Annotated in this window: 18 protein-coding genes; 7 read left to right on the top strand and 11 right to left on the bottom strand. The window is 46.0% G+C overall.

Features of this window, described 5'->3' with window-relative positions; genetic code table 11:
* Nucleotides 1–445: 445 nt before the first annotated feature.
* From QUA62_RS24580 to QUA62_RS24590, 3 genes are all read right to left on the bottom strand, one after another.
* Nucleotides 446–568, bottom strand: coding sequence for a hypothetical protein (locus tag QUA62_RS24580; protein ID WP_333283367.1), 123 nt, complete (start codon nucleotides 566–568; stop codon nucleotides 446–448).
* A 41-nt stretch (nucleotides 569–609) separates the two neighbouring features.
* Nucleotides 610–5,925 (bottom strand): AAA family ATPase, encoded by a 5,316-nt coding sequence (locus QUA62_RS24585; protein WP_333407368.1) that lies wholly within the window; start codon nucleotides 5,923–5,925, stop codon nucleotides 610–612.
* 122 nt (nucleotides 5,926–6,047) lie between these two features.
* Complete coding sequence (locus QUA62_RS24590; protein ID WP_333407370.1) at nucleotides 6,048–8,300, bottom strand: carotenoid oxygenase family protein; 2,253 nt, start codon at nucleotides 8,298–8,300, stop codon at nucleotides 6,048–6,050.
* Nucleotides 8,301–8,959: 659 nt separating this feature from the next.
* Between QUA62_RS24590 and surE the strand changes: the two genes are divergently transcribed.
* Nucleotides 8,960–9,637: a 5'/3'-nucleotidase SurE gene (gene surE, locus QUA62_RS24595; protein WP_333407372.1), complete on the top strand. Its 678-nt coding sequence runs from the start codon at nucleotides 8,960–8,962 to the stop codon at nucleotides 9,635–9,637.
* A 1,228-nt stretch (nucleotides 9,638–10,865) separates the two neighbouring features.
* Nucleotides 10,866–11,738: a pentapeptide repeat-containing protein gene (locus QUA62_RS24600; RefSeq protein ID WP_190656134.1), complete on the top strand. Its 873-nt coding sequence runs from the start codon at nucleotides 10,866–10,868 to the stop codon at nucleotides 11,736–11,738.
* Between the two features lie 151 nt (nucleotides 11,739–11,889).
* Here QUA62_RS24600 and QUA62_RS24605 read toward each other — a convergent pair whose 3' ends face one another.
* The 6 genes from QUA62_RS24605 to QUA62_RS24630 form a co-directional block, all read right to left on the bottom strand.
* Complete coding sequence (locus tag QUA62_RS24605) at nucleotides 11,890–13,104, bottom strand: FAD-dependent oxidoreductase (protein WP_333407374.1); 1,215 nt, start codon at nucleotides 13,102–13,104, stop codon at nucleotides 11,890–11,892.
* Nucleotides 13,105–13,420: 316 nt separating this feature from the next.
* Nucleotides 13,421–14,953: an NAD(P)/FAD-dependent oxidoreductase gene (locus QUA62_RS24610; RefSeq protein ID WP_333407376.1), complete on the bottom strand. Its 1,533-nt coding sequence runs from the start codon at nucleotides 14,951–14,953 to the stop codon at nucleotides 13,421–13,423.
* Between the two features lie 302 nt (nucleotides 14,954–15,255).
* Entirely contained in the window at nucleotides 15,256–15,741 is a 486-nt protein-coding gene (locus QUA62_RS24615) for a CRR6 family NdhI maturation factor (RefSeq protein ID WP_190733530.1), read from the bottom strand.
* A gap of 212 nt (nucleotides 15,742–15,953) precedes the next feature.
* A complete protein-coding gene (locus QUA62_RS24620; protein ID WP_333407378.1) occupies nucleotides 15,954–17,882 on the bottom strand; it encodes a DUF3685 domain-containing protein in 1,929 nt (642 codons plus the stop codon).
* A gap of 47 nt (nucleotides 17,883–17,929) precedes the next feature.
* Nucleotides 17,930–20,152: a hypothetical protein gene (locus tag QUA62_RS24625; RefSeq protein ID WP_333407380.1), complete on the bottom strand. Its 2,223-nt coding sequence runs from the start codon at nucleotides 20,150–20,152 to the stop codon at nucleotides 17,930–17,932.
* A 745-nt stretch (nucleotides 20,153–20,897) separates the two neighbouring features.
* Complete coding sequence (locus QUA62_RS24630) at nucleotides 20,898–21,362, bottom strand: transcriptional repressor (RefSeq protein WP_190656145.1); 465 nt, start codon at nucleotides 21,360–21,362, stop codon at nucleotides 20,898–20,900.
* A 120-nt stretch (nucleotides 21,363–21,482) separates the two neighbouring features.
* On the opposite strand from QUA62_RS24630, the gene QUA62_RS24635 reads away from it, so the two are divergent.
* The gene (locus QUA62_RS24635) at nucleotides 21,483–21,608 is read left to right on the top strand and encodes a hypothetical protein (RefSeq protein ID WP_333407382.1); all 126 of its coding nucleotides are present in this window, start codon (nucleotides 21,483–21,485) and stop codon (nucleotides 21,606–21,608) included.
* Here the strand turns inward: QUA62_RS24635 and QUA62_RS24640 are convergent.
* Nucleotides 21,592–22,650 carry an Hpt domain-containing protein gene (locus QUA62_RS24640; RefSeq protein WP_333218714.1) on the bottom strand — a complete coding sequence of 353 codons (1,059 nt, stop codon included), beginning with the start codon at nucleotides 22,648–22,650 and terminating at the stop codon, nucleotides 21,592–21,594. The two genes, QUA62_RS24635 and QUA62_RS24640, sit on opposite strands and share 17 nt — an antisense overlap.
* A gap of 82 nt (nucleotides 22,651–22,732) precedes the next feature.
* Nucleotides 22,733–22,987, bottom strand: a complete 255-nt coding sequence (locus QUA62_RS24645) for a hypothetical protein (RefSeq protein WP_333218713.1) — start codon at nucleotides 22,985–22,987, stop codon at nucleotides 22,733–22,735.
* A 269-nt stretch (nucleotides 22,988–23,256) separates the two neighbouring features.
* Between QUA62_RS24645 and QUA62_RS24650 the strand changes: the two genes are divergently transcribed.
* The 4 genes from QUA62_RS24650 to QUA62_RS24665 all read left to right on the top strand — a co-directional run bounded on the left by QUA62_RS24650 (nucleotide 23,257) and on the right by QUA62_RS24665 (nucleotide 25,513).
* On the top strand, nucleotides 23,257–23,517 hold the full coding sequence (locus QUA62_RS24650; RefSeq protein ID WP_333095231.1) for a sulfiredoxin: 261 nt from the start codon (nucleotides 23,257–23,259) through the stop codon (nucleotides 23,515–23,517).
* A gap of 95 nt (nucleotides 23,518–23,612) precedes the next feature.
* On the top strand, nucleotides 23,613–24,164 hold the full coding sequence (gene dps / locus QUA62_RS24655; RefSeq protein ID WP_333407384.1) for a DNA starvation/stationary phase protection protein Dps: 552 nt from the start codon (nucleotides 23,613–23,615) through the stop codon (nucleotides 24,162–24,164).
* A 78-nt stretch (nucleotides 24,165–24,242) separates the two neighbouring features.
* Nucleotides 24,243–24,947 (top strand): helix-turn-helix domain-containing protein, encoded by a 705-nt coding sequence (locus QUA62_RS24660; protein WP_333407386.1) that lies wholly within the window; start codon nucleotides 24,243–24,245, stop codon nucleotides 24,945–24,947.
* 239 nt (nucleotides 24,948–25,186) lie between these two features.
* Entirely contained in the window at nucleotides 25,187–25,513 is a 327-nt protein-coding gene (locus QUA62_RS24665; RefSeq protein ID WP_006632013.1) for an STAS domain-containing protein, read from the top strand.
* Nucleotides 25,514–25,546: the final 33 nt, after the last annotated feature.

Raw genomic sequence — 25,546 nt, forward strand, 5'->3', positions numbered from 1 at the left:
ACCCTCATTCTCTCCTTAACGGTGGCTCTAGTTCTTCTTTTGCCACCGTTCTCATCTTTGGTTAGTCTAAACTACAGTTAGTAAGGAAGAAGCAACAACTAAACCAGCAGTAGCTATACAGGCGGTTAGTGGTTGGGCGAAGTTGGTTTTCATAAGAGTAATACCTTTTTTATATCGTTTGGGGATTGACTTTATTGATTTCTTCTGGTATCTATTTACATCATCTATCCTATAAAGGTATTTGTATATACCTTTTTGCTACCTTTACCAAAACAATATTTTGCGAGGTTTATTCTTAAAGTTTTCGTAAACTTGGTTGTATCGCAAACGCTAGGATGGCTGTTGCTTAGGAATTCCACGGCTAACTATCTGTTATTGCAACTTTCGGTATCATCGGCTGTCACAATGGGAAATTGCGTAATATCACTAAGCAGTAAGTGTGTATTTATACAAAAATTGAGAGCGGTTTGTCGATCGCACGTTCTTGAGTCCGCGCACCATTTCCAAAATTGTTGAGCGTGAAGTCGGTTTCGATCGTCGGACGCTCAAACAATTTACCAATTACCAATTACCAATTACCAATTCCCAATTCCCAATTCCCAACTTGCGTTATTTCTGTTTTAGGACTACCAACGTAATGTCGTCAAAAACTTTCTGCTTGTCAATATGTTGCCGCACATCATCAATTACTGCTTGTCGAATTTCTTCAACCTTTTTGTGGCGATGTTCTTTCGCCACTTTGCACAATCTTTCTATGCCGTAATACACTCGATTTATATTTACAGCTTCGGTAATTCCATCTGTGTAAAGCACTACTACATCCCCTGGATTAAGATGCACTTGAATTTGGGAAACAAAACCCGAAATATCTTCCTCTAATCCCAGGGGAAAACCGAGTTCCATTGTATCGATCAGTTCGATGTTACCATCAGTACGGACTACGATAACTTCTTCATGTTGACCGCTGAGGCTGAAGTTACTATCTTGATAATCTAACAAAGCCAAGGTCATGTTTTTAGACGAGTCGATGCGCTCGATATTGGCATAAAGGGTGCGGTTTAACACATCAAGAAACTTCACCGGATCGGTTTCGTTCATTTGTTGGAGAGTGCGGACGGCGGTTTGCGCCATAATCATTAATACGCCACTTTCTAAACCATGTCCCGTAACATCGCCGATGCTAATTTTTACCGTATCATTTTGGGTTAGCACGTCGTAGTAGTCGCCGCCAACTTCATCGGCAGGTTGCATATATCCAGCTATTTCTAATCCTTTAATTTTATCCAGTTCTGATTGTTTGGGCAAGATCATTTGTTGCAGTCGTTTGGTGACTTCCAACTCAGCACTGAGGCGGATGTTTTCGGCTTGAAGTTTGTTGTTGAGGGCGCTAATTTCCTGGTTTGCTTGGGCGAGTTGAGCGGTGCGCTCTTCTACTTTTTGTTCCTGCGTGTGGTAAAGGAAGGCATTTTCTAGCGAGATTGCTGCTTGAGAAGAGATCAGTTTTAAAACTTCCAGCCGCGTCGGAGTGAAAGCGCTAGTTGCCAAATTATTTTCAAAGTAAAGTAAACCCATCATTTTGCCTTGATTGATGATGGGAATACATAAGACTGACTTGGGTTGATGCGTCCTGATATAAGGGTCTGTTCTAAAAGCTCCTTCAGCCTTAGCATTATTTAAAACGACAGTTTTGAGAGTCTTTTCCACATAATAAATAACGCTTAAGGGAACAACTTGCTCTAGTTCAATCTGGGGAGATAACAACACATTAATATCGCTGTCCTCAACTTCCCCAGCGGCTGCGATCGCAAAACCTTCTGACTGATTCAAAATCAGAAATCCTTTTTGAGCGCCAGCATTATTGAGCGCAATTTTCATAAATTGTAAAATCAGTTCGCTTAAAACAATTTGCCCAGAGATGATTTTGGAAAATTTAAGCACAGAAAGTAGCTCTAATCCTTCCAAGCTACCTCCTATTGTTAATGTCGTGGTATTAAAATCAAGACCGAGATTTTTTTGAGCTGTTATTCTCCCAAATATTTTTGGATACCTTGACTCTAAATCTTGGGCTTTTGCCGTAGCTCCCCAGCGAATATAAGCGTAGTAGGATTCGTTCAGATAGAACCGACTCATATGTTCGCGATCGCAAGCAAAATGAAATTCTCCAGCCAGTTCTTTAGCAATAGCTTCATCTTCCAGGCGTTCGTACTCTATCGCTCCCGATATCGCTCTTTCGTACAAGTTAATTGCTTGCTCATTTTGTCCCAAAATCCGCGCTTTTTCTGCCTCGATCAGGTCGTACTTGTGCTGATAGTTCATCGGCGCGTCTTGCGCCCAGCCTTTCATTTTTTCCTGATGAGATTCTACCAATTCCAGATATTGCTGTTGCTCCCTCGGCGCAGCGCTGTTGTAATTAGCGAGCAGGATCAGCGAATAATAGAAGTAGTGAGCGGGAAACGTCATCATGCCGCTATCGCCTCTGAGGTGTTCGTGAGCTGCCAAAATGCAGGCAAGAGCCTGGGAATAATCTTTAAATAAATAACAGAGAAAGGCTTTGGCCTGGTAAACTAATAACAGCGTTGTTACATTTTTGGTTTCCTGCAAATATACCAGCATCGCTGCTTCATCAAAACTTTTGCCTTGCAGCAGCATTTTATCTGATGATAATCCTTGCAAATTTAAGGTCAGTTGATGCCATACCTTAATGAAATTGAGCGGAAATTCCTGTTTGATTTTATTTAAAAATTTGATATATTCGCTAATTTTTACATCGACCATTTCTAAGCGTTCGCCGCTCAATAATAGGTTGGTACAATAGTGGAGTACGCAATAGCCTGCATATTGGTAATCTCCCGTTTCCAAACCGGCTTGAATCGCCTCTTCTAACGGTGCAATACTTTCCTTAGCCTGCTCTTTCCAATGGGATATCAAACCGTAAAATGGCGCATAAACTCGACATTTGAGTTTGTTGTCAGGAAAAATATCTAGGAGTTTAATCGCCAACTGCCCGCAGTAATATCCCGCGCCCAAGTCTGCCATCGGCCCGCACAAAATTATGCCGTAATTTGCGTAAGCGATCGCTGCCAGAGCTGAATGACCCCGTTCCACACAAAGATTGACCTTCGTTAAAACGATCTGAACAAAGGTTGAAGGCGCTGAGATCGAAGCAGCTGCCGTTGCCGTTATCAAGATTCGCAGAGCTGCTAGCAAATAGGGATCGGTCATTTCGGGAAGGTTTTCTAACTCTTCTAATCTCGGCATCTGCACGGAACTGCTGCCCTCGCTGGGCAGAGGAGCTAGGGAAACTCCGAGCATCTCTACCGCTTGCAGTCCGGTTTCAAGGGCTTTGGATAGCTGGTTTTGAGCGATATAAAATTCAACTTTTAGCTCGTAAACTTTCACCTTTTCGAGCAGGGTTGTTGCCTGTTGCAGCGCTATTTCTGCCAGTGCAGCAGCTCTCTCGAAGTTGGTACACAAGTATTCTGCTTCTACAGCTTCTATATAGAGGTTGAGCGTGAGTTCGTAATTGCTTTGCCAGCTAGAAGCTGCCAGGAGTTCCATGCCCGCATTAAAATAATTGGCAGCCGCTTCGGAGGCTGTTGCTGCTTTAGCTTTCCGACCTGCGGCGAGATTCAGGGCAGCGAGTTGGTTTTTTTCTGACTGCTCGGTGATGAACTCGCTGCCGATATTCAGTTGATTGACGATCGCAAAAATGTTTTCTTCTTGCTGAGATGGGGTCGTATTTTTCAGCAGCAGTTGACCAATTTTGAGGTGAGTTAATTTTTTTTGGTCTTCGGCAATGAGAGAATAAGCTGCTTGCTGTACGCGATCGTGCAAAAACTTGTAAGGAATTTGCACAGATGCAGTTTGACGGCTGGCGATATCGTCAAGGTGCAAATTCTCTGCCAGTTCGCGGTCAAAAAAGAGCGGAATTTTGTAGGCGTCGTTCAAGGGGAGAATCAAACCTGCCTCTAGGGCAGACCACAGTTGATTTGCCGTTTCTACAGGAGATTCTTCATTGACGATCGCCAAAACATCTAAATAAAATCTGCTGCCGATACAAGCTGCTAACTGCAAAATCTTTTGACTTGCTTCCGGCAGCCTTTGAATCTGCTTTACCATTAACTCGACAACGTTATAATCCGCAATTCCTATCGCTTGAATTTCATCTATTTCCCACTCCCATTGGCCACTATTAAAATTGTAAGCTAACAGCTTTTCTTCATAAAGATATTTTAGCAGTTGATTTAAAAAGAAAGGATTGCCTTGAGTTTTGTTAAATAGCAGAGCGGATAGGCTTTGGGATTTTTGGCTTTCCTTGAGAGTGTCGGCAACTATTTGATTGACATCAGTAATACTCAAAGGTGCGAGGGTAATTGTTGTTAAATTAGCTGAATTTTCTTGAATATTTTTCAAAGTTTGCATCAAAGGATGCGTCGGACTGACTTCATTATCTCGATAAGCACCAATCATCAGTAGATATTGGCTGTCGGGGTTAGTCACCAGCAGTTGAATTAACTTGAGCGACGATAAATCAGCCCACTGCAAATCATCTAGAAAAATAACCAGCGGGTGTTCTGGTTGAGTAAAAACTTGAATAAAGCTGGCAAACACCCGATTAAATCGATTTTGAGCTTCAGTTGCTCCCACTTCTGGCACGGGCGGCTGTTCGCCAACGATCAGTTCAACTTCGGGAATAACTTCTGTAATAATTCGGCCTTGCTGGCCTAACGCGTTTAAGAGTTTTTGTTTCCAATTCTCTATCTGTTGCGGACTCTCAGTTAATAGCTGGCGCATCAGTTCCGATAAAGCTTCTATCAGAGAAGCGTAAGGAATGTTGCGCTTAAATTGGTCAAATTTACCCGCAATGAAATAGCCATGCTGCCGGACAATCGGTTTGTGAACTTCATTAACTACAGCAGTTTTCCCAATGCCTGAATAGCCAGCTACTAGCATCATTTCCGCTGTCCCATTACTGATGCGGTCGAAGGCGGCTAGGAGTGTCTGAACTTGTTCAAATCGACCGTAGAGTTTCTGCGGAATTTGCAATTGACTTGATAAATCTTCTTGACCAATTTGAAAGTTGTCAATTTTCCCTGTAGTTTCTAATTGAGTTAAACACTGTTCTAGATCGAACTTCAAACCTTCAGCACTTTGATAGCGTTCTTCAGCAGTTTTAGCCATCAATTTCATCACAATTTCAGAAATTGCTTGAGGAATCTGGCTGTTAATTTTTGCTGGTGGTACGGGTTGAATGGCAATGTGGGAGTAAACTAATTCGAGGGCGTCAGTGGTCGGAAAGGGCAGTTTCCCTGTTAGCATTTCATAAAACGTGACGCCTAAAGAGTAGAAATCCGTTCGGTAGTCGATTGCTCGATTCATCCGACCTGTTTGTTCTGGGGATAGGTAGGCAAGAGTTCCTTCTAATAAGTTGGGGTGGCTGAGGGATTGATTTTCTTTAGACAGGCGGGTGGCAATCCCAAAATCGGTAACTTTTACTTGATTTGTGGCCAAATTGACGATGATGTTTTGGGGTTTGATATCTTTGTGAATAATGCAACGATCGTGCAACTGAGCGAGGGTAGATGCTACCTGAATCGCGATCGCTAGAAAATCTCGTATTTGTGGCTGCTTAAATTGTTCGCTATCTGAGAGAGCAATTCCGCCAAAATCTTCCAAAATTAGGATAAATTTGCGGTTTCCCAATTCTTGTAATTCTAAAGGTTTAACTATACCCTCTATATTAAGGTTTTTGGAAATTTCATATTCCTGTCTTAAACGGGTGATTTCTTCTAGATTAGGATACTCGTTTTTGAGGATTTTCAATATCGCTGGCTGTCCGTCTGACTCTTTGATCCCTCGATAAATAACAGTATTAAGCCCTTGGTAAATTTGTGAAGTAATTTTATATCCGCGAATTGCTAACATAGGTGTCTTAATCTTGAAGTGATATCAGTGCCATCATATATAAAATACAATATAGCGATCGCGCCAACTGCTAGTCAGTTGAAACAGCGATCACTTTTGAGTTAGCAATCTGACTTGCGGAGCTAACTAACGCTACAGTCACCGCTGTCTTTTGGTACTCGCTTCGGATATACCCACTCGTTAAAGAACTCCTGAATTTCTTGAGGTTGCTGTTTGACTAAATATTCGTAATCTTGTTTCACCGGAATATTATAACTAGCCGTCCGTTTGCCAATCTTGGACAACCAAGTCGTGTGTACGGAAATCCCAAAATTAAGTTGTGGATGCCAGAGTTTGCATAGGGGGCCGCTCTTCAAATCCGCAGCGTCGAAAATCCAGATTTCATTGCCGTTGTCAGGTTGCTCATCTGTACCATTATAAACTACACATACAATATAGCCGTCTGTTGAGCCGCCTGTTCCGCCCGCGCGGGGGACAAATTGCGGCGAGTTGCCGAAATAACCTGTGTCAAATTCGTATGCGTCTTGAATCTGCAACCGATTTTCATTTGCTTCAAGGGTATCCAGATCTGCTATGTGCAGTCGTAACAAGTTAGATTTGATGCCTTTTTTGGTCAACTGGCGCACTTCATCGGCTGGTATTTCCCGATATTTATAGTTTTGATACATTTGGAATCCTTCTTCAGTGAAAATATCTTCCCAGCATCCAAAAAAGCTCCAGTAGATATTTTCAAAGTGTCCAGAAGGCGGATTTTCACGGTAAGCATAAAGTGCTGGTCCCCAAGTGTATTTGCAATATTCTTTACCGTTGGTCTGAGTATCCTGGCAATATTTGTTAGGCTGGTTGTCTGCATAAACTCCTGTCAAATCGCTTCTGGCAACTTTGATTTGTTTGGCATCCTTAGCATCGAGTACGTAGCATCCCATGCGACTAATATCTAATGGCCCTACTGTCATCCCAAACATATGGGGTAAGCCTCCATTGTTGTCTGAGTTGCTGAAATCGATCTCGCGAATCCATTCAGCTACATCCCAAGCGCATACGTGCGCTAAGTGCAGCGTGATTTGATCGTTCGGATTTTTATAGTCTGTGAGAAAGTGCGTGGTTTCGCGGGGAATGACAACCTGTCGCGCTACCACTTTCTTGACATCTGATTTCAGGTCAGTGCGGCGGACAATGTAGATCGTACTGTCGGGTAATTGCGGGCGATCGATTAAGTTGCTCAGCCATTTTTCTATTTCTTCATATTTTGGCTCGTTTGGCGCCGGAAGTATTTCTTCTAGTAAGAATTTAAAGGCAGTGTCCATCAGCACCACGTAGTCTTCAGTCAATCCTATCTGGTGCATACTCTGTTTAATTGCGATCGGGCAACCATTGGGGTGCGTTACCTGCCATTTATTAATCTTTTCTTTGCCATCCCAGGAAATCACATAGACAAAGTTGGCAAATATATTAAAACTTTGCAGCAGACTCCATAATAAATGAATTGTTTGTTTAAAGGCTGCTGCTAATTTTTGGAAAAAGTTTTTTTGGTCGGGAGCTTTCTGAAATCCTCGCGGGGAGGGATTTCTGATGCTGTCAATCAAACCGAATGCCCAATAGAGGACTGGACGCAATTGAGCAATAAAAGTGGAGAGCGATCGCCCGCTGTTGACAGTAAACATTTCCCCTGTGTTCTCGTCAAAACAAGGATGGGCTGAAGTCTGAACTAATTTAAACGGAAAAGGCGGTTGTAAGGGAAGCTTAGCTAATAGCGGATTAAAGGCTCTCCAATCTCGATCCCAACCCACCGGAGTGACTGCTTCCAGCGTTTTTGTATCAATTTCGTAGGGACGCCCTATATCCCAAGTTATCAGCAGTCTTTCGTTGTCTTCCTGAGAAAATTTCATGGGTAGAAATCCGGTGTTTAGCTGATTGCGAATCCCTAACTCGTCAGACATTCGCATGATGCCGCGATTTTTAAATCTCAGGTTAGGCTGGCATTTATTTGTGGCTGCGTCGGCATAGTAACAGGGGGTTTTAGCAATTCTAGTTGTGAGAAATACTCCTTCCTCAAGATTGTCAAAATCAAAGCGATAAACCATCCCGTCGCCGTTGTAAAATGGTGTGAAACCATCACGGGAAGGAAATACAATATCTTTGTTATCATCGCGATATTTGGAGTCAACAGAGCCTGTGGCTGAAATAATAAATACGTGGCCTTGCAATCCTGACGGAAGTTGTTTTCCGTCCTTAACTAGCAGTTTTAGCGGGCAATACTTGGCCTCTGGGTTATCTTCTCTTAGCCCAAACTCTACTCGACTAACTGACAATACTGATCGCGGGAAACTACTATTTTTTTCAACCTTATCGTCGTTTTCTACAGATTGGTTCATAGTTTTTATAGGGGTTAAATTAGAGATGAATTACACCTGCACTAATTGCTCTTAACTTAAGTTGCTAGTTATCTCAAACAGGCTGCTAATGGCTAATTCGAGTAAAAAACTTGATTAGCAAGCTGGCAATTAGCAACACCGCAGTTTATAACTAGAAACTTGCTTTATTAGTCACCGTAAGCGATTCAGCGAAAATCAACTCGACTTAAATAGTGAATTATAATTTTATCATATATTTTCTTCTCCCGTGTGGCTCTCTCGTACTTATGGTGATAACGTAAGCTAATAATTTAGCACGATCGAGGGTTTCAACGTTTAGTCTCAGATAGTTAGTATCATCTGCTACTTTTAACACCAAGCATCGGGGAGAGCCGAGGAAAAAATGATGTGATGATTAGATGTTTGCATCGACACTGATGTCATGAATGCTGCACTGGGGCAAGCGTAACAAGTCGCTTTAGCTGTCATATCAAAATGCGGCTGACCTAAAATGTGGTGCGCCACATTTCTGCGGCAACTGTTCAATTAATGCCATGATATAAATGTGTGGCAATGCTCATACTGACGATCGCCACCAACCAACAACCAATTTGGGCTAGAGCTACCAGAAAGTTGCCAGCCTCTGCGCTCTCAAATCGGTTCTATAAAACCGACACATAATGACGATAATTTTAACCAACGACGACGGCATCGACGCTCCAGGCATTCAGGCACTTTTGCAGGCTGTAGAAGGCAAAACAATTATGGTGGCTCCGCAGGGGCAATTGTCGGGCTGCGGGCATCAAGTGACGGCTCACAGTCCGATTCATGTCGATCGGCGATCGGAATTTGAGTATGCTGTAGGGGGAACACCGGCCGATTGCGTGCGTATTGCTCTTCATCACGTTTGTGCGAAGCCGGATTTGGTGCTTTCGGGTATTAACGCGGGCGGCAATTTGGGGGTTGACGTGTATATTTCGGGTACGGTTGCGGCTGTGCGGGAAGCAGCCATGCACGGTATTCCGGGCATCGCAATTTCCCACCGGATTAAAAGGCCGCTCGAAATAGACTGGGATGTCGCTACTCGCTGGACATCGCGGGTGTTGGCGGATTTGCTGAACCGGGAACTAAAGTCTGGGTGTTTCTGGAATGTGAATTTGCCGCATTTAGCGCCGGGAAGTGCGGAACCGGAAATTGTGTTTTGCCAGCCTTCGACGCAGCCGCTGCCGGTGGTGTACCGGATGGAGGGAGAATACTTTTATTATGCGGGAGAATATGGATCGCGCGCTCGGGCGGCGGGGACTGATGTTGACGTGTGTTTTGAGGGTAATATTGCAGTTACTGAGATATCGCTGTGATAGATTTGGGCGATCGAACTATATTTTTTTTCCACAAAGTCTAAATAGCCGATCTTAAATTCGATCAGCGACAGAATGTTTCATTTTCATAGCTAAAAACAGATTTCATTATACTTTGGGTTGAGGACTGCATATACCCTAGGTATAATAAACCTGTTTTCCTATTATCCAAAAATAGGATATTGTAATTTATTCAGAATTGATACTACTCAAACTTAAACACAATTAATCACAGTGCTGAGAGTGGCAGCTATCTCTACTTGCGGCCCTCGCTGCTACCATAATTTTTTTTGTCATCCTTCGGCTTAGCAACACCATCAGGTTGTTTCTTTGGCTTTTTGACTTCTTTGTTGCTTTTTCTTTCTTTTGACATAATCCTTCCTCAATTGTGACTCAGCATAACATAGATTGACACATTTGCCTAACTGTCCGTAGAGGGGGTGATCCTATACAGATACTACTTGCTGTTAGTTTTGTATCATCTGCAGTATATTATCTGCTAGGTTTTGAACGAATACCCTCTACCGTTAGGCATATCGATAAATTCCTCAGAAGTACCAGGTCTGAAATTACTTTTAACCCTGATCGACTCAAGGAAATATTGAAAAGCACGATCGTATAACTGCTGCGAGACAACCGAGAAAAATTCTCGCTGATTAAGCTGTTGTTCCACCTCTAATTTTTATGAAAAATGACAGTAGATAAAATATGGAGCTATGACCGTGCCAGCCTTCGGGACACCTGACGCAAACACAACTAACAAATTTGCAGTCTCCGTTTAAAAAAGCTGTTAGTCACAGTGGACAACAAGAATATTGATTTTAACTATTGATTAACAATTCGGACAGTGTTTGATAGCTTACCTACTGAGAATCACGGTTTCACGGATCTCAGTACCATCGCAACGCTTGCCGAAGCACACTAGAGATCCACGATAAATCAAGGGTTTCAGACTATGACCTCAAAAAGGTCGGGACTCTGGAAAAAGCACAAACTATAGCAATCCTCGCATCATTTGTGAATTTCTTACTCCGGAGCGAGCGGGTTCGGGGAGGGTTGGGGAGGGGTAAAAATTTACGACTCCTGCAAGGATTGCTATATATGTATAAATATAAAGTTAATTGTCAGCTTTCTTGAAAGTGCGAGCGCCTCCACTCCATTTGAGATAAAATATCTATAAAGAGTGTTTATTTCTAGATAAATTTCTGGTATTAGGAATCTGACCCGTATGGAAGTAACCGAGCTGCTCAAAGAGTACGAAAATGGAAACAGAGACTTTGCTGGCGCAAACCTCAGCGGAGCCAACCTCAGCGGAGCTATGTTGGTTGGCGTAAATTTTTCGAGGGCTAACCTGTCGGGAGCTAACCTGAGTCGGGCGCATCTCACTAAAGCAGAACTCAACGACGCAAACCTTTACAGGGCAAATCTGAGTTTTGCCAAAATGGGTCAAGCCAGACTAGCGGACGCAGATCTCACGAAGGCCAATCTCAGCGGAGCTTTCCTCGTCAAAGCAAAACTGCCCAGGGCAAAGTTGAGTGGCGCCCAACTCATAGGTAGCAACCTGGCGATCGCCATCCTCTGGAACGCCAATTTGTGTACAGCCGACCTGCAATTCATCAACCTGCGGGGCGCAAACCTCACGGGAGCAAACCTCAACTGGGCAAACTGCGGAGGGGCAAAACTCAGCGGTGCAAAGCTTTTTGGCGCTCAACTAACAGGCATCTATCTCAGCAAAGCTTACATCAATGGCATCGACCTCAGCAGGACGGATCTCAATGGCGTCAACCTGAGCGGAGCCAAACTGAACGGGGTAAACTTGGAAGGCTCGAACTTGTTAGCTGCCAATCTCAGCGGGGCTCAGTTGCGGGGCGTCAAGTTGATGGGAGCAGATTTAACCAGGGCAAATCTGGTGGGAGTTTCTTTGGTGCAGGCAAACCTTGATTGGGCTAGGCTGTGCTATGCAGACTTGAGCGAAGCCGACTTGAGCGGGGCAACATTCACGGGAACCAACTTTGAGGGTACTCAGTTAGCCGGATCGACAATGCCCCCATCTTTGAGCAATGATGTCTACTTAACGGCAGCACGTGGTGTCGCAGCTTAGGCAACGAACGCCAAAAATTAATTTCGCATCCGAGTGGACGACTCTCGCATTGGTTTAACTGTTTGATGCAGACATCATTACTTTTGTGAGAGTGTTGCACCGGCAAGAAATTTACTGATATTTGCGAGAGTTTGTAGCAGGACCATTAAGCTCACCCAATTAATTTCGCGACTCGCAAAGCAGAGGTAATGGCTCCTTCGTGCAAACCATCACCCAAATAAGCTCCTGCATGATAAGTGTTGTTTTCGCCATTAGTCTCGATAACTTCATTTCGATAGCGAAAAGACTCGACATTATATAGCGGCGTGTGATGTTTCTGAATGTGAATAATGTCTTTTTTGGCGATCGACTCCTCCAGTTGAAAAGCTAAACTGTACTCTCGTGGGGATGAGATGCCGCAAAGCTGATTCAAGCTGGCATTATATCCCCATCCCTTCTCCGTCTCGAAAAAATCAAATTCTGATAACTTGCGGATACCGTAGCGATCGTACATTGATGTATCCGAATGCAGCACAGTCGTTGCATAATTGGCTTTCCACGCCGAAAACCGCTTCATTTCCGCATCCGTCGGATCGGACAACAGCCTCATCACTTGGTCTGGTGGCATCGCAAAAACCACCTTATCAAATTCCTGACTCTCCCCATTAGAAAGCACAATTTTTACAGCATCAGCACTTCTGAAAGTCTGGGCAATCTCCACATTCAGCCGTATATCGCCCTTAAACCGCTCCAGAATCTTTTCAATGTAAGAATACACCCCGCCTTTAATCCTCACCCAGTTGACCAAGGCATAGTCGCGCAGAACAGGCAGGGCCAATTCGGCCGGAAAATTGTCGAGCGATTCAAACGGTATCGAGTAGCTGTACATCGTCAGCAACTTCAGCCAATAATTGCGGATGTTGGAGCTTTTTAAACTCTGAGAAAGCGGCACATCGTAGAAATCGTGCTGTTTAGCAAACCGCATTTTTAAAATAAATGCAGCCGATCGAGCGTAGATACTATCGAGCCGCAAATACTCGATCAGGCGTTGGATTCCGGTAAAATTTTTCCGGATAGAGACCTTAGACAAAAAGTGATCGCCATCTTTAAGAAACAGCGCGGAACCAATCTGCACGGGTTCTAATTCAACGCCTAGCTCCTGCATAAAAGCCGCGAAATTGTAAAACACAGTGGGAAATTCCAGCACCCCATTTTCTAATATTTCATTGCACTCCGATTGATTTGGCGCAACATTTTTGTTGAGCGTCCGAATGTGTCCACCTAAAATCGGCTGCTTTTCCAACACAGTGACGTGATGCCCCTGTTTATCGAGCCAGTAGGCTGCTGCCATACCGCTCGCTCCGCCCCCAACAATTGCAATTCTCATAGTTCACTCCTAGATTGATAGAAGGAATAAGAAAGAAAGAAGGAAGATGGAAGAAAGAAGGAAGATGGAAGATGGAAGATGGAATAAATTTTAGTTTCCAGGTTTTACCGGGAAACGCATTTCACTGTTGCTGTGCATCGTCATTTTTAAGAGGAGGCAGAGCCTCCTGAAATTCATTCCTTGGCAGAGCCAAGGAACGAGATAATGAGAGCAGAAACGAGAGATTTTTTAGATGAGGCAGAGCAAGAGTGAAATTCATTCCTTGGCAAAGCCAAGGAACGGGAGAAACAGGAAAATAACCTATTGCCAATTTTTCTTAGCCTAAAATCGCATCGCCGGATAACCGTTGATAAAGCAGCGCCCCCGTCCAAAATGTCGGTGCAAAGCCTGGATAGCCCGAGGAGGCGTTGCAGAAATAGAAATTGTTGAGGGATGTTTCATGATTTAGTCGATCGACCCCCATATTGCGCGGCGTCAGGCTGGAACCGTAGGAATTACCGTTAGGACACCAACAGAAGCGCTCGTTAGTCGTCGGACTTCCGGTAATATGAAAGACCATGTGTTTGCGGAAATTCGGAACATAGTGTTTTTCAACTACATCTAAAATCGAGTCCAGAATCTCTTGTTTCTTCTGTCTGTAAGCTTTGCGATCGCTATCCCAAAGTTGTTTAAAATAGCTGTAATTAGCAACAGTCAGAAATTCTACAATTTGACAATCTTCTGGACAATCCCCCCGCGCTTCCGTCAGTAAAGTTGGCGTTGTAATTGCAAAGCTGGGACGAGAAAAATCATTTTGCTCATACATTTGAGCAAAAGCTTCATTTAGATCCAGGTGTTCCGAATGAAACGTATTCCACTTGCCAAATCCATAGTCTCGGAGATCGATATCTTTGACAACGCAGTACACCATGTAGTTAGATGCAGAATACTCATAGTTGAGTTTTTGCCGCACTTTTTTAGAGAACAGTTCCTCTCCAATCATCTTGGCCGCTCTTTTCGGGTCAAGGTTGCAAATCACCGTGTCGCCCGTGAATTCATGGGTTTGATGCGTAGTCAAATCCATCGCTTCAACTCCCGTTACTGTTCTGTTTGTCACCCTAAAATTCGTGACTTCATGGTTTAGTAGAACTTTCCCCCCGTTGGATTCAATGACTTTAACTAAAGAATTGATGACATCTTCAAAATGCTGCGTCGGGTAAAATGCACCTTCTTGATAGCCTCTAAACAAGGCAATCCAAGCATAGAAAGAAAGCTGATTTGGGGGCAGCAAAAAATCCGGCCATTGCAGGGCTAATAGGGTTTGGGCGGCTTGCGGGAGTTGGAACTTGTCGAAAACGTCCTGAAGTGTACTGTTGAGGTGTTGGACGGCACAGAATACGTCACCGAAATTTTTGAGCAATTCAATTGGTTTGACGGGAGGAGCGAGTTTTCTGAGTCCGTTGCCGGTTTTCTCGACTTCGTTGACGAATTGGCGAATTCTCTCGCCCGCTTCGGGAAACAGCGCCGACAATCGCCGGATCAGTTCCTCTGGTTCCGAGGGAATATCCAGCGCATACCCAGGCATTCTCATGTGGTCGTAGCCATTCGGATCGTACCGTTCAAAGGTGACATCTCGATCGAGGCCGAGTTTTTTGAGAACTCGATTGACTGTATGTCCTTCGCCGCAGTCCCAAACGTAGTGGAATTGGGCATTAAAGGTGTATTTTTTGGCCATCGTAAAGGTGTGACCAAAGCCTCCGGGATGCTCGTGAGCTTCGAGGATGTGTACGGTTTTGCCGGAGTTTGCCATCAAAGCTCCGAAAACCAGTGCTGATAAACCACTGCCGACGATGAGGTAATCTGTTTTCATGGTAAATTTCCTCGATCGATTGAATGGGGCGATCGTTGTCTATTTAAACTAACTATCAATTCTGAGAAAATTCTGAAGTCCAGCAACAATTTTTTGAGGCGCGCTGGTTTAAGGATTGTATTAAGGTCTGAGAACGGTTGCTGTTAAGCTTAATCAAGTTGTTGCGGATAGAACTTATAGCTTCCGAGGCGGACTGGAAAGCCCGCCCCACAAGGGAAGAAATCGGGTTTATACCTTTGTTCTTAGTCTTAAGGTATAGTAGCTTACCTAATTAGCAGTATGTTAGTTAGAGGCGCGATCGCTTATTTGTGCGGGACAATCACATCAAAAAAAGCATCATCCAAATCATAACCAAACATCTGCGACATCGCCATCAACTTCGATTTACTGGGAATTCCCTGCTGATTCAACCAATCAGTCAACACAAAAATTTTGTTCATCAAAAACATTTCCAAAGCTTCAGGATTGTACTGAATACCTTGGGTGCGGTGGAACTGGTGCGGCACCAACATCGCGGCATAGCGCGCCAGTTCTCCCGCTTTCCAATCCAGCAAAAATGGCAGCCAAGGGTAACAAGCATCCAAGCGAATAAACCACAGCCGCACTTCGGGAATTTCCGAAATTTCTCGCGGATCTAACTCTTCGCGGGGATACTCAATTTCAAATTGTAGCTGTTGTTCGTTTTGGGCGATCGCTCCTTCGGCCAGCCACTTTTCAATCACAGTCCGCACCGGAGACAAATCTAAACTGTTTATGCGATCGGCATCTATCGCTATCATAATACTCATAAAATTTCAACCTTATAGCATTAAGTTTTATCTATAATACCACCAATCACCAATCACCAATTATATCAAATCCGTTAACTTCCCTACACCAGAACTATTGCACGCATTCGCCAAATATTTTAAAAAGAATCAGCATTAATCCCGGTTAATCTGCGGTTTCCGCCTTACCTCAAAGATTTATGCAAGATTTTCTACTACTCGTTGCCCAACCGTCACCCATTTTTCCCAAACTTGCTATCTTGTAAAGAATTACCAATCCCCTGGATAATTCCCCGCCCGATCAAACCAATTCCCCGCCCTATAACCTGAGTCAAAACGTAAACAACGCCAGCACCCAACAGCGAAATAACCGCGCGAACTCTAGGTGCGATCGCATCCCTGGTTTCCAGCAGCAAAGTCAAGGCTAACTGCCACCCAGAAAGCTGTGCTAACTCATGATTTCTCGGAGAATAAATAGAAATTTTCTTAATTCCCGAATCGCCCAAAACAAACAGCCAAAACCTGCTTTCAAAAATAGCTTTCGGTTCCACAAAATATCTATCCCAGCTATATCTCCACGACAAATCATTCCGGAATCTCTCAATTTCTCGCGTCGAAATCAACTTACCATCGTAAAAAATTTGCTTGATTTCTTCAATATTTGCCAAATTATTTAGTAGAGGCTGTACCACTCCGCTAGCAACTTGTATTGCCAAATTTTCCAACAAAGCTTCAGCTCGCTGCATTGCTTCCGGGCTGCCAGAAACACAAGAAATATTGTCAACTGTTAGAGGAATTTCAAATAGCAAATGTGCAAAAAAATCAACTGTCATGGGTATTTTGTCAAGGATTTCTGCTGCAACTACATCAGCATCTGCCAGCAGCATCGGCACAACTTCTACGCCGCTGCCTGCCAAGATATCAGCAGCGCTTCCCCCTTGACTTTCTGCCAGTTTCCAGCTTGTTTGACTGCCATCAAAAACCCGAGTTTCTCCCGTTTGCAGTGTATAGTATCTGCCAAAAAAATCTATGATTGTCGCCTCCCACAAATCCCCTAAAATAGCAGGCATTTTTTGCGACAATTGAGTTTGCTGCACTTGCGAAAAGCGCAATTCCTCCAGCAAATCCTTTAACTTCCGCAGGATGGAACTCATCAATTCACGCTTTTTGGGCGATCGCAAAATATCGATTTCCAAAGGCAACCCAGTCAAATTCACCAACTCAAACTGCAATTTAGCCGCCACCGAGTCAAACAAGCTACCTTGCCAATTAGTTGCAACCACCAAAGATGCAGCCGAAACTTGGGAATTCGCTAATTGCGATTGAGAATTATTTAACAGATTCTCGCTTCTAATTTCTTCTTTCTCCCCTCTGCCTTCTGCCCTCTGCCTTCTGCCTTCTGCCTTCTCCCCTTTTCCTTCAAATAATAACTGACTGACAATCCAGCGAGCTGCCAGCAATTCTCTGCGGCGCCCGCTGAGTACAACCCCATCTAAAATAGAGGGCAAATCAGTCGGATATGCGGCTCTGATATCTTGCAAATCAGCTTGGACAACCGCCAAAGTTGCATCTATTTCCCGTAGTCCAGAGTGAAAAAAATAAGCCAGCATTTTTTTGTGTACTGGCGTATCAATTGTCCGATCATCTGCATTTTTATCTGCAATTGCTGCGGAGTTTTCTACTGTTTGAACCACCGCTGCATTTAGTTCTATTTCCGAGTTAGCTGCCGCATCGGTCGCCCAATAAGTGCGACCAGATGCCACCGCGCGAATAGCTTCGATTGTCAGGGAAATATCTCTACCTTTAGCACAATAGCCATTCGCGCCCGTAGCCTGTACTTGGGCCAACAGCTCCGGTGTCAGCGGCCCGCCTAGCAGCAACAGGGGCAGGTTGGGGTACAAACTTTTGAGTTCGCGACAAAATGCCAGCGCCTCTGTTGGACCCGATCGCAAATTTAAAGCCTCAACAGCCAAAATTACCAAATCTGCGGGTTTCTTGGCTGCGACCGATTCGAGCGAGCGAGCTTCTAGAACTCGCAAAGCTTCGGTTCCCCTTGAAACCTCTGCGACAACTTGCAAGTCGGGATACTGCTCGCAAGCGACTCGCAGCCCCAGCCGGAAAATGGGGTCGCCATCGATCGTCAGCAGTTGGAAATTACTCACTTGATTTTAGATTGGAGATTTTAGAGCTCGATCGCGCGAAAACCCAATTACTCGGGGAGCAAATTACCATCAGGAGGCCCAGCCGATTCAGGAATCGAGGGCGGCGCTGGTTCCGGAGCCGGAGCCGGAGGAGGAGCTGGTTCCGGTTCCGGAGCCGGGGCCTCTTGTCTCGCGGGCGGATAGTAAGGTTCCGGCTCTGGAGCGGGCGGATAGTAAGGTTCCGGTTCCGGCTCCCGGGCGGGCGGATAGTAAGGTTCCGGCTCTGGAGCGGGCGGATAGTAAGGTTCCGGCTCTGGAGCCGGGGCCTCTTGTCTCGCGGGCGGATAGTAAGGCTCGGGAGCCGGCGCATACTCCTCCTGTTGCGGAGCTGGCGCGTACTCCTGTTGCGGAGCTGGCGCATACTCCTGTTGCGGAGCTGGCGCATACTCCTGTTCCGGAGCTGGCGCGTACTCGCGAGCGGGTTCCGGTGGCGGTGCAGTATTGGCTCTAAGTTCGGCACTCCAGCGCCCGATCGCACCTGCCGCCTCTGAATACAGCGCCCTACCGTAACCGATTTGGGAAGCCGTATCGATCGCCGCTCCTAGACTGCCTTGAGACGCCAATTCCAAAGCTCGATCCAGAATCGGTCTGTCTTGAGCAACTTGCAGTTCGCTCACCCACTGATAGACATTATCCTGAGCTTTCGCGTACAAAGTCCTACCGCTCTTAATTGCCGAAGCTTTTTCAATAGCAGCACTAAGTTTTCCTTGCTTCGCCAGGGCTATAGCTTCATCCAACAAAGGCTGATCTTGAATAACTTCTATGCGTTTCGTCCACTGAGCCAAGAGAGTTTGCGCCTCTATCCTGCGGGGGCGGTTTAGAGCGATCAGGAGTAGCTGAGCCATGCCGCCCTTGAGTCCTTCAACCGTTTGCGGTTCTGCCAACTGCTTCGCCAGAGTCAGAAAAGATTGGTCTTCGATCCGCTGAATTTCCCGACGCCAAGCAGCCACCAAAGTTTGAGCGTGAACCCGCCGCGGCTGCTTAAGTCCGATGGTTTGCGCTTGCTCGATCGCGAGTGCAAACGTCCCTATCTGACCGACACTAGCGATCGTGCTCGCCACTTGCAGACGCAGCAAATCTTGAAACTGCACCTGCAAATTTTCAATTTGAACTTGAGCTTGCTTGTACAGAGGGCGACCCGGAGCAATTTGGCTAGCAGCCCCCTGCCCTTCCAGCAAGCTAAAAATGTGTTGCGGCAGCGGAGTTGATATCGACTGGTTCCACGTCACTGCCTGAGCCCTACCCAACTGCATCAAATCTTGAGCTTCCGCAAACAGCGGCGAATCCTGCGGCACCACAGAAGCAGCCTCGATCGCCCCCGGCAGGTCTTTCGCCCCCAACCGCTTAGTAGCCATTGCCAGCAAAGTCCGGCTCCAGCCCTCAATTTCCTTCTCAGCTTTAGCGCGGGCAAAAAGCTGCGGGTCTATTTTACGAGCCAAGACGATCGCCTCAGCGAATTTTTGCGGAGTTCCCTCCGTCGCCAAATCTCTAGCCTCTTGCAAGCGCTGCCAGCCGTTTCTTTCCAAAGAAATCTGCTGGATCAGCTCGTTGTACCGTTTCTGACTCCAGAAAACATTTTCCAGCTTGAACAGAGCTTGAGCATAATCCCAAGCCTTCCTTAAATCCTCACTTTTCAAAGCTGCTAGGGCTGTATCGTAGAGTTTTTGGCCCTCCTGCCAATTTTTTTCCCAAGCAGTAACAGCCTCCTGTACCTCGGGGTAAGACGGACTGGTTTTCGGAATTTTCGCCACAATCTCCAGAGCACCCTTCAAATCGCCCCTCTCAATTTTTGCCCTGGCAAACCCCAGAATGGCTTTCGACCATTCTCCTATCAAATGTTGACCTTGCGAGTATAGCGGATGTTCTTTCGGCCAAGCCTGCACCAATGCCATTGCCGATTCTAGCTGTTCTAGCTTGCCCGACTTAGCAGCTTGTTGAGCGCAGTAAAGTCGCTCTCCGTCCGCCGCCAGCGGCGACAGTTGCTGGCAATTCGGCGGTGGCGGCATCGTCAGCAACCACAGAAATGCAGCGGCACCGGTTACTCCAAATCCCACCAGGAGACTCAGCCAGATAAGCTGCCACTGCCAAAAAGTTCTTTTTCCCTCGGTCGGCAGCGCCGTTACTGAGGAACTCGCATCGCCTGTCGCCTCTGCACTGAACTGTGCCGTCGGTTTAGGGGATGGGTTGTATTGCGGTGGTGTGTGGAATTGGTCAGATTGTCGTCTCGCCATTACTTCAGCCTGTCCTGTAATGCGCACTAGAATGTGACACTCCCACATCAAATCTATAGATTGTGATGTCGGCTTCTGACTCCTGTTAAGGAGATCGAGAACTTCCTTCAAGGTACTGGCAATCTTTCCCTCTACGGCGTTTTATAGTGAGGTTCGTGTCTGGCCCCACTGGTTGCTTCCGAGTATTTTAGGCTCTCGAAGCACGTAAATCATACCAGTTATCAAACAGTTATTGACAGATCCCGGGGCCGTTTAGCAGAAAAAACAGTATAAAGCCCCGTCAGTCCATCAATTTTAGATTTTAGATTTTAGATTTTAGATTTTAAAATTGACTCTGCAGATGAATTGTGGGAGGGATTCAACTAACCTCTCATATTAAATCCGGGTCACAAATTCCACTATCGGACTCAGCGGTTGAAACCGCAACTACACAAACTTTGCTCCGCTCCAAGCCGATTAAAAAATAAAGGGCGTATAAAGCCGGATTTGGTCTACACTTTTACCTGTAGGGGGTAGGATTGATTTTTTGGGTTTAGTCGTAAATTTTATTCCCGATCGCCAAACTTGCCGATCGAGTTTCATTTTTCTGTTTTCCTTTTTTTCTACTGTTTTTTATACTGTGCCGAATTCCGGCGGGCGACGCAAAAAAACAGATCGAGCGCAGCTAAATACTTGAATCATTTTATACGACCGACCGGCCGCTCACAAAGATCTGTTTTGCTTCCAACAGCGGCGGCTTTATCGGTTACGAAGCCTTTGGCGTATCGCTGACACTCGATGCTTGCGTAGCGGACTCGGCCGAGCGATATCCGTAGAAATCTATCCGGTAGTCTACAATTCTGACACCAGTTTGCTGTTGGATTTGCTCGATCAAGTCGATCGGCAATTCCACATGAACGTCCAGAATCTGAGCCGTATCAAGACAATTGACGTGAGAGTGAGAGTCGCTGACATTGCCGTACAAGCGTCCCTCTGAGCGTTCTATGCACTCAATAATCCCTTCTCTCGACAAAGCTTCTAGATTTTGATAGACAGAAGTATGACCTATCGAATGCGCTTGTTTGTTGAGGCGATCGTAAATTTCGCGAGCTGAGAGGTGTTCTTTTGCCTCCCACAAAAGTTCTAGAATAAATCGACGCTGGCGGCTCAAGCGCATTCCCATCGCCTGACAGCGGTTTAAAGCATCTTCTAATGAACGTATTGGTTTCACAGCTACCGCCTTATAAAGCCTGCTCGATTTTTAATTCTGGTACAATATTGCACGCCTACATATCCACTAATTCTAACGCAGGGTTGCCCAACAGTAGAAGGTAGAGGGAAAAAATCTCGAATGAGTGAATTTTCTCGAGTTGCTGCTCAACGAGCGGCTGCCAGCACCCACAAGAAAATTATCCGCCTCACAAATATTGCTTTGACTCTATCTTCTACTGCAACACCTCCTAGTTCGAGGATTTGATGGCGTTAACCAGTAATTTGGCGATTTCCGAGAGTTGCTTTTTGTTGAAAGTTTTGAGCAAAAGCTTGACTACCGCCTTCGGTTCGGCTGGAAGTGCTACTTGCTTCGACGCTGCGGCTGGGGCTGCTGCGGCGCTTGTCTCTGCTGGTTTTGGGCTTGCTGCCAAAAGTAGCAAATTTTTACTCGGAACGATCGTCTTGACTTTCCCCCCTTGTACTAAATCGCCAGCTTCCTTGAGTTCTTTGATAATCAGCGGAGCTAAGACTTTATAAGAGTTTTTGGGATTAACGATCGCTGCTCTAGCGGTTTTTACTAAATTTTGCCAAGTCTCAATTTTACCTCCCAACTTATAGAGGCGAACGCACACAGCCGTCAACTCAGAGCGACTAGCAGCCGATTCTTTCTGCTTGAACACCTGCAACATTTCTTTGAGTAAAGTCATCACTTCAACAGCAAAATTCGCCGGCACAGCGCCCGCTGTTGGAGCGGCGGGCGTACCAGACCCAGCAGCCTGCACTTTGCCCGACCCCAATTTATTGAGGTGAGTTTCCAGTTGAGCAAAAACAGGCATCACCTGCTGCACGAGTTTTTCTCCCTCCTCATTCCTCAAGCCGAAAGGCCCCTCCAGTCGCCCCAGCAAGTCCTTAAGCGTATCAACTCCCTTTAAAAATAGGGATTCTGCCGTTTGGTCAACCTGCTTGACGGGCCCGTCCTTGAGCACCTTAAAACAATCTTCCAAGCGGTGAGCGGTTGTTTTAATACTATCTAAGCCGAGCATAGCCGCCCCTCCTTTCACGGAATGGGCGGCTCGAAACATCTCTTGGACGCTTTCGGGGTCTTTCATCGTGGACTTTAAATCCACTAAACCATTTTCTAGAGTATCGAGGTGCTCCTTAGCCTCCTCTATAAACAAACGCATAATTCGGTCTTGCTGATCTGACACGACAGTCCTCCTAACAATCTCAGCACCCTCCAGAAAGCACCCTCTTCGCGGGAGAAAACGCGACTCCTGGCTAAAGTCGGAAGCTCCCATGCAAAACATTCTAGCCTGCCTCAGCTAGCAGACTCAAAATACTGGTGTCGGGGCAATCTTAGCCCTAAAACTGGTGCCGTGGAGATTGAGCCTAGAGTTCTGAGGGAGTATCTGGAGCGACTTCAATACCCATTCCTTGTTTCATCATCTGCTGAGCTGTAATCAAGTCGCTTAACTCCTTGACTTCGACGCCTATGTCTTGGCAAGCCTTTTTCAGTTCCCGCTCGAAGGTGTTGAGGTCGCCTCCGTAGCCGCAAAGGTTCGCGGCTGTGGCGATTCCTTGTTGGGCGTTAGCTTTGGCGCAGTCGATCAATTCAATGCCTTTGAGGGGTTGGGAGGATGCCATAATTTCAAGCCACAATTTATCTTTTCTCCCACTGTAGCTAGAAGGTTGAGGTCGATCGATCTATCGAAAGGCATGAAAAATCCTATCTGTACTGCGTGTTACCAATTCATACTTCTTTTTTGGGATTGCCTGCCAAGATAGCAGTAGTTGAGATTTTCTAACCCCCATATTCCCTGCAGAAACCAGGTTTTTGCGTAAGTCCTCATATTTATTGACAACACGAAGTCATAACGAGTATGATTTAACAAGAAGCAAAACAGACAGCCGCCATGAGGATCGAAGAAATACCCCTCAACCAGATTCGCCGCCCCCTGCCGCGAGTCAACGACCAAACCAAAGTAGCCACCCTCATGGAATCCATCCGCGAGGTAGGTTTAAACGAACCCATCGATGTGCTAGAAGTAGATGGTCAGTATTACGGATTTTCCGGCTGCCACCGATACGAAGCTTGCCAGCGTCTCGGTTTAGAAACTATCCGCTGTAAAGTACGCCGAGCTACCCGTGCCGTGTTGCAGATGCACCTAGCCTGAGCCTCTCAACAGAAATTCACAACAGTCAAATATTCTCTCGCCCAAACCTTTCTAAGAAGTTCGATCGACAATCACTAATAACAAGCTAAAAACCTATGACTACCAACAATCACAAACAACATCTTTACCCCACCCGCATCGATATGTCAGCCGCCACCCGCTCTCAAGTAGTCGGGCTGCTAAACGCCACGCTGGCAACGACTCTGGACTTAAAAACTCAAGTCAAGCAAGCTCACTGGAACGTTAAAGGCATGGACTTCTACCAGTTGCACTTGCTATTTGACGAAATGGCCACAGAACTCGAAGAATACATCGATTTGGTTGCCGAACGGGTAACTGCTTTGGGCGGTTTGGCTGTAGGAACAGCCCGCACAGCCGCCGCAGATTCGATCCTGCCAGAGTTTCCTTTCGACATTTTAGATGGGAAAGAATATGTGACGGCTTTGGCCGATCGCTACGCACCCTACGCCCAACACCTGCGAGTCGCGATCGACAAAACAGACGAACTCGGCGATGCCGATACAGCGGATCTGTATACCGAAATTTCGCGGGCAATTGACAAGCGTTTGTGGTTCCTAGAAGCGCATTTGCAAGGTTCTGCGACAACTGCAACAGCCGCCGCCCGGGAAAAAGTAGCCGTCAAATAGCAAGCTTTCAATAATTGAACTTGCATCGGAATAAATTGCGAAAGTCTTGTGGGGCGGGCTGTTGGGTCCGCCCCAAAAATGTATTTCGTTAATGCTCCTGACAGCTTAGGATCGAGAATATGTCCATTTATTAATTTGGATGAGTTTTTCGTGACTGCCAATATTCCCGATTATTCTCCTCAACTGCAACGCCTGATGCAACAGGCGGGGCTTTCGAGCGATCGAGAACTCAGCCAAAAAGCAGGAGTTCCCGAAATTCAGGTCATCCGCCTGCGTCGCGGCTTAGCTTTGCAAACCCGAGCCAACATCCTGCTCAAAATCAGTCAAGCTTTGGAAATTTCCTTAAATGAACTGCTCGCAACCTTGGCGCCAGACTATGTAGAGTTAGAACAGGCACCACCGACAGCCCTAGAACAAGAATATCAGCGCCTGCAAGCTGCGATCGAACAGCAGCGAGAATCTTTGCTGCAGGAATTCCAGCTCTCGTGCGTGCAAATTTTAGAATCTTGGATGTTGCAGTGGCCGACTGCTGCGAGCAAAGCTCAGGAAAATCACAACTTGCGGGCTCAGAAACTACTGCCCTTGCTGCGGCCCGTCGAGCAGTTATTGGAGCATTGGGGAGTGGAGTCGATCGCCCCAGTTGGAGCCGAGATTCCCTACAACCCCCAACAGCACCAGCTCATGGAAGGAACAGCCGAGCCCGGAGAACCCGTCAAAGTCCGCTACACAGGCTACAGACAAGGCGACAAACTGCTCTACCGCGCCAAAGTTAGCCGAGTTTGATTAATACCAGAAGGCATTCGGCAGAACCAAGATTGTCCCTATCTCAAAATTTACTCCCCGCGAAGCGCTGCGACTCCGATCGGCGTTACGATCCGCGAAGATGACCATCTTTTGCGCTCAACACTATTCTCCCGCTCTCAGGCTCTGGCGCTTTTCCCCTCTCTTATTTGGATCGGAGTCCATCTCGCAGCTATACTAGCCTAGTCTGGCTAGAAATTCTGACATTCCCACCGCAAAATATGAGTCCTGTAGTTAAAATTATTCAGCCCTCTGGCATTTTAGACGGCACCAAGGCAAGTCAATTCCGCCAAGAGATTAGCGACCTAGTGGAAGCGGGAGCCGATGTGGTATTGATAGACTTCACTGATGTGACATTTATGGATAGTTCTGGTTTAGGCGCTTTAGTCTTGGCGCTCAAAACAGTCCGGGCCGCTGGGAGTCAATTAGTTGTCTGTTCTATCAACGAGCAAATCCGCATCTTATTTGAACTCACCAGCATGGATCGAGTTTTCGAGATATTTCCGACCCGCGATGCTTTTAATAGCAAAATTCCTTCAACTAACTAAATCTTTGGGCTGCTGCCTTCTTGCTATTTGGTC

The organism is Microcoleus sp. MON1_C1 (assembly GCF_036701945.1).
Lineage (GTDB): Bacteria > Cyanobacteriota > Cyanobacteriia > Cyanobacteriales > Microcoleaceae > Microcoleus.